At 49.7% G+C, this 17249-nt stretch carries 15 protein-coding genes; 6 read left to right on the top strand and 9 right to left on the bottom strand.

What is annotated here, in order from left to right:
• Positions 1–2: 2 nt before the first annotated feature.
• Complete coding sequence (locus OK023_RS17695; RefSeq protein ID WP_317693940.1) at positions 3–353, bottom strand: YceK/YidQ family lipoprotein; 351 nt, start codon at positions 351–353, stop codon at positions 3–5.
• A 302-nt stretch (positions 354–655) separates the two neighbouring features.
• Between OK023_RS17695 and ibpA the strand changes: the two genes are divergently transcribed.
• The 3 genes from ibpA to OK023_RS17710 all read left to right on the top strand — a co-directional run bounded on the left by ibpA (position 656) and on the right by OK023_RS17710 (position 3549).
• On the top strand, positions 656–1069 hold the full coding sequence (gene ibpA / locus OK023_RS17700; RefSeq protein ID WP_317693941.1) for a small heat shock chaperone IbpA: 414 nt from the start codon (positions 656–658) through the stop codon (positions 1067–1069).
• A 132-nt stretch (positions 1070–1201) separates the two neighbouring features.
• Entirely contained in the window at positions 1202–1630 is a 429-nt protein-coding gene (ibpB, locus tag OK023_RS17705; protein ID WP_317693942.1) for a small heat shock chaperone IbpB, read from the top strand.
• Positions 1631–1890: 260 nt separating this feature from the next.
• Positions 1891–3549 (top strand): putative transporter, encoded by a 1659-nt coding sequence (locus OK023_RS17710; protein ID WP_317693943.1) that lies wholly within the window; start codon positions 1891–1893, stop codon positions 3547–3549.
• Positions 3550–3588: 39 nt separating this feature from the next.
• On the opposite strand, the gene OK023_RS17715 is transcribed toward OK023_RS17710, so the two are convergent.
• The 3 genes from OK023_RS17715 to OK023_RS17725 form a co-directional block, all read right to left on the bottom strand.
• Complete coding sequence (locus tag OK023_RS17715) at positions 3589–4842, bottom strand: valine--pyruvate transaminase (RefSeq protein ID WP_317693944.1); 1254 nt, start codon at positions 4840–4842, stop codon at positions 3589–3591.
• A gap of 139 nt (positions 4843–4981) precedes the next feature.
• On the bottom strand, positions 4982–7042 hold the full coding sequence (locus OK023_RS17720; RefSeq protein ID WP_317693945.1) for an alpha-amylase: 2061 nt from the start codon (positions 7040–7042) through the stop codon (positions 4982–4984).
• A 373-nt stretch (positions 7043–7415) separates the two neighbouring features.
• Positions 7416–8192: an SDR family oxidoreductase gene (locus OK023_RS17725; RefSeq protein ID WP_317693946.1), complete on the bottom strand. Its 777-nt coding sequence runs from the start codon at positions 8190–8192 to the stop codon at positions 7416–7418.
• Between the two features lie 184 nt (positions 8193–8376).
• Here OK023_RS17725 and OK023_RS17730 point away from each other — a divergent pair, with 184 nt between their 5' ends.
• Complete coding sequence (locus OK023_RS17730) at positions 8377–9300, top strand: LysR substrate-binding domain-containing protein (protein WP_317693947.1); 924 nt, start codon at positions 8377–8379, stop codon at positions 9298–9300.
• Between the two features lie 96 nt (positions 9301–9396).
• Here the strand turns inward: OK023_RS17730 and OK023_RS17735 are convergent, their stop codons facing one another.
• The 5 genes from OK023_RS17735 to OK023_RS17755 form a co-directional block, all read right to left on the bottom strand.
• Entirely contained in the window at positions 9397–10764 is a 1368-nt protein-coding gene (locus tag OK023_RS17735) for a TrkH family potassium uptake protein (RefSeq protein WP_317693948.1), read from the bottom strand.
• Between the two features lie 2 nt (positions 10765–10766).
• On the bottom strand, positions 10767–11420 hold the full coding sequence (locus tag OK023_RS17740) for a TrkA family potassium uptake protein (protein WP_317693949.1): 654 nt from the start codon (positions 11418–11420) through the stop codon (positions 10767–10769).
• A gap of 278 nt (positions 11421–11698) precedes the next feature.
• Positions 11699–12214 carry an NlpC/P60 family protein gene (locus OK023_RS17745; RefSeq protein ID WP_317693950.1) on the bottom strand — a complete coding sequence of 172 codons (516 nt, stop codon included), beginning with the start codon at positions 12212–12214 and terminating at the stop codon, positions 11699–11701.
• A 398-nt stretch (positions 12215–12612) separates the two neighbouring features.
• Positions 12613–13059 carry an N-acetyltransferase gene (locus OK023_RS17750; protein WP_317693951.1) on the bottom strand — a complete coding sequence of 149 codons (447 nt, stop codon included), beginning with the start codon at positions 13057–13059 and terminating at the stop codon, positions 12613–12615.
• Positions 13056–13628 (bottom strand): DNA-3-methyladenine glycosylase I, encoded by a 573-nt coding sequence (locus tag OK023_RS17755; RefSeq protein WP_317693952.1) that lies wholly within the window; start codon positions 13626–13628, stop codon positions 13056–13058. Before OK023_RS17755 ends, OK023_RS17750 begins: the two co-directional genes overlap by 4 nt.
• A 410-nt stretch (positions 13629–14038) precedes the next feature.
• Here OK023_RS17755 and glyQ point away from each other — a divergent pair, with 410 nt between their 5' ends.
• Positions 14039–14947 carry a glycine--tRNA ligase subunit alpha gene (gene glyQ, locus OK023_RS17760; RefSeq protein WP_142008735.1) on the top strand — a complete coding sequence of 303 codons (909 nt, stop codon included), beginning with the start codon at positions 14039–14041 and terminating at the stop codon, positions 14945–14947.
• Between the two features lie 9 nt (positions 14948–14956).
• On the top strand, positions 14957–17026 hold the full coding sequence (gene glyS, locus OK023_RS17765) for a glycine--tRNA ligase subunit beta (protein ID WP_317693953.1): 2070 nt from the start codon (positions 14957–14959) through the stop codon (positions 17024–17026).
• Positions 17027–17249: the final 223 nt, after the last annotated feature.

Here is a 17249-nt window from a genome sequence, read left to right on the forward strand (position 1 = left end):
CGTCACTGCGCAGGCGTTTTTGGCATCCCCTGCCCTGGATTGCCGCTGGCGGCCAGATTTTTTTCTTCATCATTTATAACGCGCGCTCTGAGGGTACCGGTTGTCCCATCCTTGTCTGAGAACAGGTAGTCATAAGGCAGTAAGAAGGTATCCATGAGTGCTGAGAAAGGCAGATCGATCGCCAGCAGTGGCATCATGACAAAACTGGTATCTTTACTTTTCATCATGTCCACATTGGCTCGCGTACCAGAATAATATCCCTGATCGGCACCGGTGCGGCTCATGACGCTAGAACAACCGCTTGTGGAGAGCAGTAACCAGCTAAGGGGTGCTATGATTTTTGTTAGTTTCATCAAACTATCTGGAGACATAATTATCCTTAACTCGCTGATTTATCTTATCCAGCAAATGCTTTAAAAAGTCGTAAAGCCTCACCCTATTACCGCTATCTTAATTTATCGTGTGTAATAGACAAACTATCATTGTCTCAATTGAAATTTTTTTTGAAAGTCACCGTTGAAATAAGCAAATCGGCCCCCACTTTTTTTGACAAGGCCAAATGAAGAATTCGCCGCAAGGGAATTCTGGCTATTTAACCTGTCCATGATGGAAGGTTTATTTTCAACCTCGCTGAATTGCCTTAGGAGGCTGTGTTATGCGTAACTTTGATCTTTCCCCACTATACCGCTCTGCGATTGGTTTTGATCGTTTGTTTAATGCCCTTGAAGCGGGTCAAAGCCAAGGGAACGGTGGCTATCCTCCCTATAATGTTGAACTGGTTGATGAGAATCATTACCGCATTGCCATCGCGGTAGCCGGGTTCGCTGAACAAGAATTAGAGATCACCACGCACGATAATCTGCTGATTGTGCGCGGTGCCCATAATAATGAACCTGCCGAAAAAACTTATTTATATCAAGGCATTGCTGAGCGTAATTTTGAGCGTAAATTCCAACTTGCCGAACATATTCAAATTAAGGGCGCGAAATTGGAAAACGGTTTGCTGTACATCGATCTGGAACGCATTGTGCCGGAAACGTTAAAGCCGCGTCGGATCGAAATTAAATAATCCTTGTTTCACGTGTGCCTGCCGTCAGGGGGCAACATTGACACCCAAGTGACTTCAAGTTGCAGTCAGGTTTACGCTGCAGCTTAAAAGACGATGGGTATAACATCTCGCTTCTTGGAAGGAGTTAATATCATGCGTAATTACGATTTATCCCCGCTTCTGCGTCAATGGATCGGTTTTGACAAGCTGGCCAGCTCAATGGGTAGTCAGGAGTCACAAGGGTTCCCGCCTTATAACATTGAAAAAAGTGACGACAACCACTATCGCATTTCTCTGGCTCTTGCTGGGTTTAAACAGAGCGAACTGGACATTGAAGTGGAAGGCCCGCGCTTGACCGTGCGTGGCAAACCGACACCACCTGAAAAACAGGTAGAGTATCTGCACCAAGGGTTGGTATATAAAGAGTTTAGCCTGACGTTTACTCTGGCAGAGCACCTGCAGGTTTCCGAGGCAAAATTTGAAAATGGCCTGCTGCATATTGATTTGGTACGCCATGTTCCAGAAGCCTTGCAGCCGCAACGTATCAGCATCGGCAGCACGCCGGAGCTGGAAGTCAAATAACTCGCTGAAAAAAGAAAATATAACGGGAGAGTGCAATTCGGTAATCTCCCGTTACATTATGTGGTGCAACCCACACTCCCCTCTCGCTGCTTATGTCAAAATCCTTAATAATTGTGTGCTTTTAAGCGTATATACCCAAGTTAATTCAAGCTGCAGGTAGGCGGAGCCCCATGGATAGGCCGAGTAATGCAGTCAACACTGCTATAGCTTGAATGGCGATGGGTATAGCGATTGTTAAACCTCTGGTAAGGATGTGACGTATGAGTGATATTGCCCTGACCGTCAGCATGTTGGCGTTGGTGGCTATTCTCGGGTTATGGATTGGCAACTGGAAAGTGTATGGCGTGGGTTTAGGGATTGGTGGTGTCTTGTTTGGCGGCATTATTGTCGGACACTTTGCACAGACTAACCAAATTAACCTCAACGCCGACATGCTGCACTTTATTCAGGAGTTTGGTCTTATCCTGTTTGTTTATACCATCGGTATTCAAGTTGGCCCCGGTTTCTTCTCATCTCTGCGTGTTTCCGGTCTCCGGCTGAATGGTTTTGCTATTCTATTAGTGCTGGTTGGGGGCGTGGTGGCAGCCATAGTACACAAACTGTTTGCCGTACCGCTGCCGATCATTCTCGGCGTGTTTTCCGGTGCGGTAACCAATACACCCGCGCTCGGTGCTGGGCAGCAGATCCTCACCGATCTGGGCTCCGATCCGGCACTGGTTAATCGCATGGGGATGGGTTATGCGATGGCTTATCCTTTTGGTATCTGCGGCATCCTGTTAGTGATGTGGCTTATCCGGCTGTTTTTCCGTATCAATATTGAGCAGGAAGCGCAGGCATTTGAAAACAGCCTGGGTAACAATCGTGAACTGCTGCAAACTATGAACGTCGCAGTACGTAATCCCAATTTGCAGGGTATGGCGATCAAAAACGTGCCGCTACTCAATAGCGACACAATTATCTGTTCGCGCCTGAAGCGGGGTGATCTACTGATGGTTCCCGTTCCTCAGGAAAAACTGGAACTGGGTGATTTTCTGCATTTGGTGGGTAAACGGGAAGAGTTGGAAAATGCTCGGTTGATGATCGGTGAGGAGGTGGACGTTTCGCTCTCTACGCAAGGGACGGCGCTGCAAGTGGTACGTGCTGTTGTCACCAACGAGAAGGTGCTAGGCAAAAAAATCCGCGATCTGGATTTTAAACAAAAATATGACGTAGTGGTTTCACGTCTTAATCGTGCTGGGGTTGAACTGGTGGCTGGCAACAATGTTACGCTGCAGTTCGGGGATATTCTCAACCTGGTGGGACGGCCTGAATCTATCGATGCAGTGGCGGCGATTGTTGGTAATGCCAAACAAAAACTGCAACAGGTGCAAATGTTGCCGGTCTTTATTGGTATTGGTCTTGGTGTTTTGTTGGGCTCCGTTCCGTTGTTTATCCCCGGTTTTCCGGCGGCGTTGCGCTTGGGGCTGGCGGGGGGGCCGCTGGTCGTGGCATTGATCCTTGGGCGCATAGGCAGCATTGGCAAGCTTTACTGGTTTATGCCGCCGAGTGCCAACCTGGCATTGCGTGAACTGGGTATCGTATTGTTTCTGGCAGTGGTAGGGCTGAAGTCAGGGGGGAATTTTATTGATACCTTGCTCCATGGTGAAGGACTGGCGTGGATAGGCTATGGGGCGTTAATCACCTCTATTCCGCTGATTACCGTGGGGATCCTGGCTAGGGTAGTGGGCAAGATGAACTATCTGACGCTCTCCGGTATGTTGGCGGGTTCTATGACCGATCCCCCAGCATTGGCTTTCGCCAACGGCTTACACCCCACCAGCGGTGCTGCTGCGCTCTCTTATGCCACGGTGTATCCGCTGGCGATGTTCCTGCGCATTATGTCTCCGCAGTTGCTGGCGGTACTGTTCTGGGCGATGTAATAACGACAAGGGGGCTCTGTGACAGAGCCCCGGTAACGCTTAAGCGGCTTCCTGATGTGCGCGTTCAATCTCTTCAGCCAGGATCATCACGCCGCGTTTAATACTTTCAGGGTCAGGAACATAGTTCATACGCATGCATTGGTGCGTATGAGGCCATTCGTGTTCCAATCCAGGGAAGAAGTAGTGGCCGGGTACCATCAACACACCACGTTTTTTCAGGCGCTGGTAAAGCTGTTCGGTGGTGATGGGCAGGTCTTTAAACCAAAGCCACAGGAAGATAGCCCCTTCTGGTTTGTGGATCAGGCAGCGTTCAGGCGAAAGATAACGGCGAAGAATGCCAATGGTCTGTTCAACACGCTGTTTGTAAAATGGACGGATCACTTCGTTAGACAGGCGGAGCAGATCACCCCGCTCAATCATTGCCGTGGCTAACGCAGGGCCAATGCTGCCAGGGGAAAGGCTGATAATGCCGTTCATATTGGTCAGCGCGGTGATGATTTTTTCATCAGCAATCACAATGCCGCAACGTGAACCTGGCAAGCCGAGTTTGGACAGGCTCATGCATAAAATGGTGTTTGGGTTCCACAGTGGCGTGGCGTCACTGAAGATAATGCCGGGAAAAGGAACGCCGTAGGCGTTGTCGATCACCAGCGGGATATCTCGCTGCTGCGCCAAAAAGTCGAGCTTCATCAGCTCTTCATCGGTGATCACGTTACCGGTTGGGTTGGTGGGGCGCGAAACGCAAATCATACCGATATCGTCGCCGATTTTAAGATTTTCAAAATCGACGTGATACTTGAACTGACCGTCCGGTAGCATCTCGATGTTCGGCTTGGCAGAGACAAACAGCCCTTCGTCCAGCCCGGCATCAGCATAACCGATGTATTCTGGTGCCAGTGGGAACAACACACGGCGGCGGCTGCCATCGGCGTAGCGGCCAGCGAACAGATTGAATAAGTAGAAAAACGCGCTTTGGCTGCCGTTTGTTAGTGCAATATTCTGTGGTTCAATTTTCCAACCAAGCTCTTCCCGCAACAGATTAGCCAGTGCTTTTAGCAGAGTATCTTTGCCCTGAGGGCCATCGTAGTTACACAGCGCCTCGGTCAGTTTGCCTTTGTCGAGCATCTCCTGACATAACTGGGTAAAGTAGCTTTCCATTTCTGGAATATGCGCAGGGTTACCCCCGCCAAGCATGATTGCACCTGGGGTACGCAGCCCCTCATTCATGTCGTCCATTAAACGGGTGATACCCGCATAATGGGTAAATTTGTCGCCGAAAAGTGAAAAAGTCATAGATGCAGCAGATTTGTTATTGGTAAGTTGACCTCACCATACCGCCAGATAAATACCGGTGCAATGCGCCAGTTAAATCCTTACTTAGTTAAATATATCGATTTTTAGTTATATTTAAGAGTGATATTCTTAGCCATTCTTACCGCTCACCCACCCATACCACCATGAGTTTATCCCCTGCGTGTTGCCGACTGAAAGCATAGTAATGTGGCGTTTGCTGTGATTGTTGTGTACCGGCACCGATCGCTGGGTGGCGTGCGCGGAACTGGCCTAATATCTGCCAATGTGCCAGCAACGGCGATTTGCTTCCTTGCAGTTCACTCCAGTTCATATCTGAGCGCGTGCCCTGATATGGGTCGGAGCCGGTTGGGCCAAACGTGCGGCCACTTTCATCACCGTAATAAATCTGTATTGCTCCTGGCGCTAATAGCAACAAGTCTGCCGCCCGTTGCTGCAAAGGCAGAGCGCCTTTGGCGTCGCTGGTGAAGAACAGCCGTGTATCGTGCGAGGAAAGATAACTCAGGACGTTGAAGCCTTGCAGCTTGTCCGCCATCTGTTGATAGGTAGTATCGATATTAGAGAAGCATCCCAGTGCCTGAGAGGCCTGATCCTGAAAATCGAAGTTAATCATTGCGTCAAAGCCATGTTGGTAATAGTCACTTTCCATTACCCCATGTCCCCAGGCCTCGCCGGTCATCCAAAATGGAGCATCATCCAACGCCAGCTTGGGATTAGCCGCTTTCCACTCAGCCAACGCTTTGGCGGCGCGTTGTTTCAACAGTGCCAACGTGGGTTTTTCAACATGCTTGGCCGTGTCGACGCGAAAACCATCAATCCCATAGTCGCGTACCCATTGGCTGAGCCAAATGGTCAGATAGTCACGGGGGGCGGCACCAGGAATTTCGTGGGCCGCAGTGTCTGATTTATGCTGGAAGAACGGTGGTAAACCGCTTGGGCCGGGCGCTTCGGTTTTGATGTCTGGAAGGAAGGCTAATGACATGGTCAGATCGTCAAAGCCCGGTGAGTCGTAATCGCCGATATCGGTACGTATCCAGCTCTTGCCCCACCAATGGCTCCAGCCTGCTTTATCGCTGAAGTTAATGTAGTCGTTGAAGCTGTGCCAGTTCTGACCAGGCCCTGGTTGCCAATTGCCCCAGTTTTCGCCCAGGTTTTTTTTAATTTCGTCGCCTTTCAGGTAGAGCGAACCGAACTGAAACTGCTGCATATCGGTTAGTGTGGCATAGCCAACGTGATTGACCACCACATCAAACAGAATACGGATACCACGTTGGTGTGCCTGTTCTATCAGATGATGTAGCTCCCTCTCGTTGCCCATATTGGCGTCAAGTTTTGTCCAGTCCAGAGGGTAGTAGCCGTGATAGGCATAATGCGGGAAATCGCCTTTGGTTCCTCCACCGACCCAGCCGTGAATTTGTTCCAGCGGCGAGCTGATCCAAAGTGCGTTGACGCCCAACTTTTGTAAGTAATCCAGTTTTTGCGTTAACCCGGCGAGATCGCCACCGTGAAATGTACCGATCTCCTGCATACCGTCGCTGTGGCGACCATAGCTGTGGTCGTTGGTCGGATTACCGTTTGCAAAGCGATCGGTCAGTACAAAATATACCGTGGCGTTATGCCAGTTGAAGGCGGCTTGCGGCGGTGTGTTGTCGGACTCCAATAATAGCAGGCCACCGCTGTTAACGGCAGGTTGCAAGGTGATCTTGCCCTTAATGACGACGGCCGTCTGACCGGAGTAAAAATCTCTTACCGTTTCGCCTTCGGCGAATGTTCCGTTCACCGCTACCGTTATTGGTTGCCCGTCCCAGCGTTGACAAGTTTTAGCCACTGCCGTTACGGTTTTTTCAGGCTCGGTTTTTATGCTCAGCTGCAAAGTTGGTGTACCACTGCGAGTATCAACGCTGACCTGATAGTCACCATCGCGGAACAACCGCCAACTTACAGGCGTGGCATCACGGCATGGTTGCAAAGACAGGGGTTGGTTCAGCTTTGTGGCACTGCTCGGTTGCCAACATTGCTTGTCCTGATAGAGCTGCAAAGGCCGTTGGCCCTTTGTCAGCGTTGCCTGGCTGACAAACAAACCGCTGGTGGATTCACTGAAGGCCGGGAAGCCTTCTAACGTCCAGTTGGCCAGCGCTGTGGGTGAAAGCATTATCAGTAGGGGAAATGTCAGGCGTTTCATGGCTCTCCTTATGCATGGCAGGAAGCGTTTTTTTAATAGGCTAAGGTCTAGGCTGTGTTCCTCAAATTGCACGCGAGCACTGCTGGCAATGGAAGGACACAGCCTAGTTTGCGTAATGGAGAAAAAATCGCCTCATCCTATAGTGGGAAATTGGGGGCGGAGGGCGTAGGGGGAGAGGTTTGATACAGCAGGTATTGAATCTATACTCAAAATAATTCGAGTTGCTTGTAGGCGGCAACTGAGCGAAGCCCCAAGAGCTTACTCAGGTAAGTGGCTGGGGTGAACGAAGGCAGTCAACACCCAAGCAACTTGAAGTATGACGAGTATAAACCTATTGCCGCACGAGCAGGTTGTGACTCGTGCGGTCTTTTTATCAGGCGTTACGACCCGCCATAACACCGCCATCTACGTCCCAGATAGCACCGGTTACCCAACCCGCTTTATCGGAAAGGAGGAAAGCCACAGCCTCGGCCACATCAACCGGCGAACCTACACGACCAATCGGGTGGAAATTGTTAAAGTTATTCATTACCCCCTGGACATCAGCCTTCGGAATAAAGCCTTCATAGATCGGAGTATGTACCACCGCCGGTGACACGGCATTAACGCGGATACCATGGCTACCTAATTCAATCGCCAGGTTTTTCGTCAATGCATGTAGCCCTGATTTTGCCATAGAGTATGCAGATGATGGCGTGGCGCCGATGGCCTGCTGTGCCCACATCGAGCCGATATTTACGATAGAGCCATGGATACCGGCCTCAACCATATTGCGCACCACATCGCGAGTGATAAAGAATGATGCACGGTTGATGTTCATGTACGTGTCGTAGTCTGAAGTTTCATGCTCAACAAACGGTTTAGGAAAGAATACACCAGCAGCGTTGACCATCAGGCTGATATCTCTATGTTCTGCGTTAATGGTATCCATGACCTGGCGCATCCCCGCTTCTTGCATCAGATCTGCAACGATAATGGAAACCTTGCCAATACTCGTCAGAGCCTGACGCGCTTGTTCAGCCTTGTCTGCTCGGTTACCGACCAGCACCACGTTGCCGCCATTTTTGAGAACCAGCTTTGCGGTTTCAAAACCCATACCGCTTGTACCGCCAACAACCAAAAGTTTTTTACCGGAGAATAATGTGTTCATTGTTGCCTTCTGTTTAATGGTGTTTGTTATCAAAGGGGAGCTTGCGCGGCCTTATCGAGTGAACAAATCATGTCACAGTGGTTTCTCTTCGACGAATGAGAAGAAATTGCCAGTCAGAAAAGAAAAGCTTTCTCGTCAAACTAAAACGGAACAATACTGAAAGAAAAGCCAGTGTGGGGACACAATGCGATCGTTAAACAGACTGAAATGGCTGCACGCTTTTGAGGCTACCGCTCGATATGGCAGTTTTACCGGAGCAGCTGAAGAGCTGGGGGTTACGCCGGCCGCTGTCGGGCAATTGGTCAGAGCATTAGAAGACTGGGTTGGGCACCCGCTTCTTCACCGCACCCGTTCAGGAAAAGAGCGTCTGACCTTGGTCGTGGAGGCTCAGGATGCTTTGCAGGACATTTCACAGGGGCTTGATTGCCTGGAAAGGGGGTTGAATAAACTGCGTGGGCGTCGCGCACGCTCTGTCGTTTTGCTGACAGCGTCACAAGTCTTGGTTATGAATTGGTTGATGGAGCGGTTGAATAGATTTTCGGAAATCCATGAGAACATAGACTTACGCCTTAACGTAACGGAAAAGTTGATGGATGTTCCACATGGAGAGGCCGATCTTGGGATCCGTTGCGGAAAAGGTGACTGGCCTGGGGTGGCAAAAACCTGGCTTATGGACGAAGAAGCCGTTCTGGTTTGCAGCCCGCAGATTATGCCGCCGGCAAAGGGGGCCTGTGGTGAATGGCTGGCATCACAGAAACTTATTCATGATGATACGCCACATCCTGGTGCTAACTTTCCTACCTGGGACGATGTGTTAGCGGCAGCTAATGCCCCGCCAGCGTTGGAAAGTACACTTCATATTAATTCTACGTCGGCGGTTATTCTGGCTGCGCTGAGTGGACGTGGTGTTGCTATCGTTCGACTGGCATTGGTAAAACAACTGATTATGCAAGGGCAGTTGCAACAGCTTCAACCCGAGCAGCGTTGGCCATTGGCATGGTCGTACTATATTGTCACTCATCAACATGCTGTAATGCGTCCAGAAGTCAAAATCTTCTACGACTGGTTAATACAGGATGTGAAATCAGAGCGGGAGCAACAGATGTAACAGGCCATACCCATTTCTTTCTCGTCTGCATATGGGTACGGCAGAGAAAATCTACTGTAGCGCTTGGATGATCCAGAGTGGGGTATTGCCTGACAATTAACCAATCTGGATCTGGGTTTCTGCATAGCGGATACGCTTTTTCTTCGGTGTAGCGAGAAAATAGGCCAACGTCAGTGGGCCAAGCCTGCCCGTAATCATCAATATAATGATCAGCAGTTGTCCCGTTGAGCTTAAATCCGCGGTTAACCCACGTGATAAACCGACGGTACTCAGTGCGGAAACCACCTCAAAGGCAATATCCATTAATGGCGCATGCTCGGTAATGGAAAGCACGAACGTACCGATAAAGACAAAGCCCATTGAAATAAAAACCAGCGCTAACGCTTTTAGAACTTGGGCATGTGGCACAGTGCGTTGCATTATGGTGACTTCATCCCGTCGCCGTAAAAAGGTGTAAGTTGCCATAATCAGAATGACAAAAGTCCCTAACTTGATCCCACTGGCAGTACTTAAGGAGCCCCCACCAATAAACATCAGCAGTAAGGTTAATATACTACTGGCGTCCGTCATCGCACTATAGTCAATAGTATTGAAGCCCGCTGTTCGCGGTGTTACGGCCTGAAACCAGGCGGCAAGTATTTGTTCTTTAACGGGCATATTCCCCAAGGTGGCCGGGTTTCTGGCTTCCAACAGCCATATCAGGAAAAAAGCCAAGACATTAATAATTAATGTCGCCAGCAGAATAACGCGCGTGTTGGTATTCAGTTTATGCCAGACGCGGTGTTTTTTGAGGTCTATCAGTACGGAGAAACCAATACCACCAATAATGAGCAGGGCGCTGATCACCAGATTCACAGGTACACTGCCTGCATAGCGTGTCAGGCTATCGCTATCTAAGGCAAAACCCGCATTGTTAAAAGCAGAGACAGTGTAAAAAAAACCGCGATATAGCGCTTTAGTGAAACCATATTCAGGCCACCACACGATAGTAAGCAGCAACAGGCCTATCAGCTCAATGACCACTGAATAGAGCAACACCGCTTTAGCCGTTTGAGCCACCTGAGCCAGCGAAGTTTGGTTCAACGCTTCTTGAGCAACTTTTTGCTGGGAAAGACCGATTTTGGCACCAAGGCTGATTACCGCTACGACAGCGAATGTCATAAATCCCAGTCCCCCGGCCTGAATAAGTAAAGCGATAACAACTTGGCCAAACAAGGTAAATTGGGAACCGACATCCAGTACTACCAGGCCGGTAACGGTTACGGCAGAGGTAGCGGTAAAAAGCGCTTGCAGTACCGTTATGGGTTTATGAGTGGCGGCGGGTAACAGTAAAAGTAGGCAACCGACCAGGACTAATACCAGAAAACCAATGGCTAAAACGGCTGGCGGGCTGAGTGTCAGCGAGCGTGCTTGTTGCTTATTAATACGTGAATAAGGCAAACGCTGCGGTAACCAATTCTTCATTTTCAGGCCAACCGTGGTGCCAGCGATTTCAACATTGACCGTGGCCCGGCGAGTACTAGGCTATCATCGGTTTCTAAAATAAAATTATCGGGCACTGGAGAGATCAATTTGCCATGCCTTTTTACAAGTACAGTTTTCACTTCATCCCCAGAGCCTGTCATCAGCGTTGACAGTAATGCGCCTTCAAGGTGTTTGTTCACCAGTATTTCAACTAAATATTGGTTATGCCCTAGTGAAAGATATTGATTGATCATCGGGTAGTTCAGAGACTGGGCAACTTTCAGGCCCATTTCTTCTTCTGGGTGGATGATACGGCTGACCCCAAGGCGAGACAAAATAGTATGGTGTGGTTTGGAGCTGGCTTTGACCCAAAGTTGCTGTACTCCTAGATTCTTCAGATGCAGAACGCACAGAATACTGGCTTCTAAATCTTCGCCAATCGCAACCACCACCGCGTCGTAGCGGAGTAAATCGAGCTCGGCAAGCGCTTGTTCGTCCGTTGCATCAGCAATCACGGCATAGCTGAGTTTATCTGCCAGCCGATTAATAAATTTGGGCTCTGAGTCTACCCCGAGAACTTGGTGCCCAAGCCGGATTAACTCAAGCGAAACAGTGGAACCGAACCTTCCAAGGCCAATAACGGCAAACTGTGCCATAAAAATAGCTCCACACAGGCATAACAAAGAGGAAGAAAAATTCTCCGAATTATACCTCCCAAACTGGATATTGTCTGCCCGGAAACATGTGAGGTAAATCTCAACAAAAGCAAGCAGCCCTAAAAGGGCTGCTTGCCTGTTTGCAACAAAATGTAGGGGGATTAAAAAAGCACAATAACGTGCTGATTTTAATGTTTTATGCTGTATTAAGCGTAGATGGGAGAACGAATCGGAGATTTTAGAATACGGCCTGTTTTTTGTTCATTCAGGAACAGAGACTAAACATTAGCATTATTGATGCGTCTTGCCTGTTTGTATCTTTCCTTCCAGTATGTATTGTCCAGTTCTGAAATCGTGACGCCTGTGCTGGTTGAAGCATGAATAAACTGGCCTTCTCCGATGTATACGCCTACATGCAGTTCCCGTGATGAGGTTTTGAAAAACAACAGGTCACCCGTATCTAACTCGTTGATAGCGACTCGAGTGCCTAATTTTATCTGTTCGTGCGTAGTTCTTGGCAAAATGAAGGAAAACTCATCTTTAAAAATACGCTGTATGTAGGCTGAGCAATCGATACCTTTTTGTGAATTGCCACCGAGTTTATAGCGTACGCCTTCCCATTCGACGAAGTGCGTCAAAATTTTTTTAAGCTGCTTTGTGTTGCCCTGTCCGAAATTAAGGGAGGTTAATTCCTGAAGTGAAGCAGAGGAATTAGAGGCATTTTGTAGGGTTGCTGCCGATACGGAAAAGGTAAAGAGCAAAGCCAAAACAAATGAAAAAACAATCTTTAGCATAATAACGTCTGGGAAAACTCAGTGATAATCGTTGGTTAAAAATTACCCAATAGGGCATAAGAGGGCGCGATTCTATACATGAGTGGTTTAAAAAACAATCAGGCTTTGGTTAGTATTTAATCTTTTTTTTGCGCCATCATTATGATTATTTATTAACCAATTGATTAGTGGCTCGTTTTACACCCAAAATAATTTGAGTTGCTAGTAGGCGAGACTGCGAGTCGCCAGGAACATAACCCACTATGTGACTGGTGCGACAAATCTGCCTGGAGCAGATTTGAACGCTGCTTGCAGGATAATTAACTTCAGGGGCTTGATAAACCAAGAGATTGGAGGAGACAAAGGCAACAGCCAACGTCGCTAAAATTTGCAGGAAAACCTGTGGTACTGGCTGCTGTTCAGGGGTAACGGATATCTGTAGCGGCCCAGTTCATGATCAGCGTATAGGCTTGGGTTTCTTGATTGAACAGGCGCTGTGTTTGCTGGAAACCCAGCTTCCGGTAAAAGGTATAGGCTCGTAGATTCTGTTCGTAAACTTCCAGGCTGAGCCAACGGTGACGCTGTTGCACGTAGGCCATGAGTGCATGGGCTACGCCTTTACCGTAGAAATGATGTTCAACAAATAAAGCGCCAACAAACCGGCCTTCAAGAACGCTGATAAAACCGACGATTTGCCCGTTATCTAGGTAGACCCAGGTTTCTGCGCGTGGCAGATAACTTTCGCGCAATAATTGGGCACTTTGCTGCCAATAATCTTCAAACACAAACGGATGTGCACGGAGAGTACTTTCCAGCCACAATGACATCAATGGTTCAAGATCTGCCGGATTGGCAGCACGGATCATCCCTTGCATTGTTTTGGGTAACAGAGGCAATGGGTAAGATGATCGTTCACCAGGCCGCTGGCCTGCATGAAGGCATAACAGATGGTAGAGCCGATAAATTTGAAGCCGCGTTTCTTCAATGCCTTCGACATGGCATCAGAAATCTCGGTTTTGGCTGGCACCTCGTTCAGTGTCTGCCGTTTGTTCAGTTGGGGTGTCCCCTCGACGAATTGCCAGATAAATGTGACAAAGTTTTCCCCTGCGGCCTCCATGGCCAGATAGGCCTTAGCATTAGTAATGATCGCTTCGATCTTGCCACGATGGCGGATAATCCCACTGTCTTGCAGCAGCATTTCCACGTCCTGCTCGGTCATGGCGGCGACACGCTGCGGATCGAAATGGTGAAAGGCCTGGCGATAATTTTCACGTTTTTTCAGCACGGTAATCCAGGAAAGACCAGCCTGTTGGCCTTCCAGACAAAGCATTTCGAACAGCTCTTGTGCGTTGGTTGTCGGCACCCCCCATTCTTTGTCGTGGTACTCAAGATATAACGGATCGGCTGTCACCCAACCGCAACGTTCGTCGATCATAATCATGTTCCCTGTACTGTTTTTATTTACAGTTAATATCGCCGTATACCTCTATTTTGACAAGGAGGTACATGTTTTATTATCTCTTAATCACGGCGTTATGTGAGAGCACGCAATATTTAGGCCGTATCTTAATTGCCTTTAGAACCGTCGTAGACTCAACAGCCTGTTATCAAACCCGACAATATAGAGGAAGGTTTTTTTGGGGCGCCACTCTGGGCAGGAGTACTCAAAACTCTGTGCGGAATAGTGGAGCTACTCTTTGCTTTTAACGTTTAAGAAAGTGGCCCATTAATGGGACTTTTTCTCGAAGATTGGCACTTGTTGCGGGATTTTGGCTGTATATCTCACGGTCTACGGGTATACTGACCCACTCTATTAAATCCACTTGTATCGCGTGCGAATTCAACATGCAAAAGTTTGATACCAAGACCTTTCAGGGCCTGATCCTGACACTGCAGGATTATTGGGCGCGCCAAGGCTGTACCATCGTTCAACCATTGGACATGGAAGTTGGCGCGGGAACCTCCCACCCTATGACGTGCTTGCGTGCACTGGGCCCGGAGCCAATGGCGACCGCCTATGTGCAACCTTCACGCCGTCCAACCGACGGGCGTTATGGGGAAAACCCGAACCGTCTACAACATTATTACCAGTTCCAGGTGGTGATTAAACCTTCGCCGGAGAACATTCAGGAACTGTACCTGGGTTCATTGAAAGAACTGGGTATGGACCCCACTATTCACGACATTCGCTTTGTGGAAGATAACTGGGAGAACCCAACGCTCGGTGCTTGGGGACTGGGTTGGGAAGTGTGGTTGAACGGCATGGAAGTTACGCAGTTCACCTATTTCCAACAGGTTGGCGGTTTGGAGTGTAAACCGGTGACCGGAGAGATCACCTACGGTCTTGAGCGTTTGGCAATGTACATCCAGGGCGTAGATAGCGTTTACGATCTGGTATGGAGCAACGGCCCGCTGGGCATTACCACTTACGGTGATGTATTCCACCAGAACGAAGTAGAGCAATCGACCTATAACTTCGAATACGCCGATGTGGACTTCTTGTTCTCCTGTTTCGAACAGTACGAGAAGGAAGCACAAACGCTGTTGGCACTGGAAAAACCGCTGCCGCTGCCGGCCTACGAACGTATCCTCAAGGCTGCCCATACCTTCAACCTGCTGGATGCACGTAAAGCAATCTCGGTGACCGAGCGTCAGCGTTATATTCTGCGTATTCGCACATTGACCAAAGCCGTTGCCGAGGCCTATTACGCTTCCCGTGAAGCGCTGGGTTTCCCAATGTGCAACAAGAAGTAAGAGGCAGCTATGACTCAACAGACTTTCCTGGTGGAAATCGGCACGGAAGAGCTGCCGCCGAAAGCTCTTCGTTCACTGGCAGAAGCTTTTGCCGCCAATTTTACCGCTGAACTGGATAACGCAGGCCTGCAACATGGTGAAGTGAGCTGGTTCGCCGCGCCGCGCCGTCTGGCGCTGAAAGTAGCCGCACTGAGTGCTGCACAGGCCGATCGTGAAGTTGAAAAACGCGGCCCGGCGCTGGCTCAGGCATTCGATGCCAGTGGTAATCCGAGCAAAGCGGCCGAAGGTTGGGCGCGCGGTTGCGGTATTACTGTCGATCAGGCCGAGCGTTTGGTCACCGATAAAGGCGAGTGGTTGTTGTATCGCGCCCATGTGAAAGGCCAATCCGCGCAGCAATTGCTGGCAGGTATGGTCAGCACCGCGCTGTCCAAATTACCGATTCCGAAACTGATGCGCTGGGGCGATAAAGAAACCCAGTTCGTCCGTCCGGTACATACTGTGACAATGCTGCTGGGGGCAGAACTGATCCCAGGTACGGTACTGGGTATCGACGCTGCCCGTACTATCCGTGGCCACCGCTTTATGGGTGAGCCAGAGTTCACTATTGATAACGCCGATCAGTATCCACAGCTCTTGCTTGAACGTGGCAAAGTGGTTGCCGATTACGAAGCTCGTAAGGCGATGATCAAGCGTGACGCAGAGCTGGCGGCGCAGAAGATTGGCGGTCAAGCCGATCTGAGTGAAAGCCTGCTGGAAGAAGTGGCATCATTGGTTGAGTGGCCAGTGGTCCTGACCGCGAAGTTTGAAGAGAAATTCCTGGCGGTACCAGCGGAAGCGCTGGTGTACACCATGAAGGGCGACCAGAAGTATTTCCCGGTGTATGATGCAGCGGGCAAGCTGCTGCCAAACTTTATCTTTGTGGCCAACATTGAATCGACAGATCCGCAGCAAATCATCTCTGGTAACGAGAAAGTGGTGCGTCCGCGTTTGGCCGATGCCGAATTCTTCTTCAATACCGACCGCAAGAAACGCCTGGAAGACCAACTGCCGCGCCTGGAAACCGTGTTGTTCCAACAACAATTGGGGACATTACGCGACAAGACCGACCGTATTCAGGCATTAGCAGGGTGGATTGCCGGTCGCATCGGCGCTGATGTCAATCACGCCACTCGCGCGGGGTTGCTGTCGAAGTGTGACCTGATGACCAATATGGTGTTCGAGTTCACCGACACCCAGGGTGTGATGGGCATGCACTATGCCCGCCACGATGGTGAGTCTGAGGATGTTGCTGTGGCGTTGAACGAGCAGTATCAGCCGCGTTTTGCGGGTGATGAACTGCCACAATCGCTGGTAGCCTGTTCACTGGCGATCGCCGACAAAATGGATACGCTGGCCGGGATATTCGGCATTGGGCAACACCCGAAAGGCGATAAAGATCCGTTTGCCCTGCGCCGCGCTGCACTGGGCGTTCTGCGTATTCTCGTTGAGAAAAATCTGCCGTTGGATCTGCAAACGCTGGCCGAAGAGGCCGTGCGCCTTTATGGCAGCAAGTTGACCAATAGCAACGCAGTAGATGACGTTGTTGATTTTATGCTGGGGCGTTTCCGTGCTTGGTATCAAGAAGAAGGCCACGCGGTGGATACTATCCAGGCCGTATTGGCACGTCGTCCAACCAGACCGGCAGACTTCGACGCACGGGTAAAAGCGGTAACTCACTTCCGTACGTTGGAAGAAGCAGCTGCGCTGGCAGCGGCCAACAAACGTGTTTCCAACATTCTGGCCAAGTCTAACGATACGCTGTTGGAACAGGTTCATGCCTCGGTGTTGAAAGAACCTGCCGAGTTGAAATTGGCGACGCATCTGGTGGTGTTGCGCGATAAGCTTCAACCGTTGTTTGCAGAAGGTCGTTATCAAGAAGCTCTGGTTGAATTGGCTGCACTGCGTGAGACCGTCGATGCATTCTTCGACAGCGTGATGGTGATGGCAGAGGATGACGCGGTGCGTGTTAACCGTCTGACGCTGTTGAGTAAGCTGCGTGAACTGTTCCTGCAGGTAGCGGATATTTCCGTTTTGCAGTGATAGTGAGAGAGTTAGAGAAAGCGCCTGCGGGCGCTTTTTCGTATCTGATGGTATCCAGTTCCTGGTTAGGAAATACACAGCTATCTTGGGATTGAATGTGAAATCGCGTATCGCATCACATTCAGTTGATCTATTCTAGGCTGTGTCCCTTAACGGTACGCCAGCGTACCGTTAAGGGACACAGCCTAATGGCCGCATGGAGTGCAGCACAAGGCATGGAGCC

It is taken from the genome of Serratia sp. UGAL515B_01 (assembly GCF_033095805.1).
In the GTDB taxonomy this organism is placed as follows: Bacteria; Pseudomonadota; Gammaproteobacteria; order Enterobacterales; family Enterobacteriaceae; genus Chania.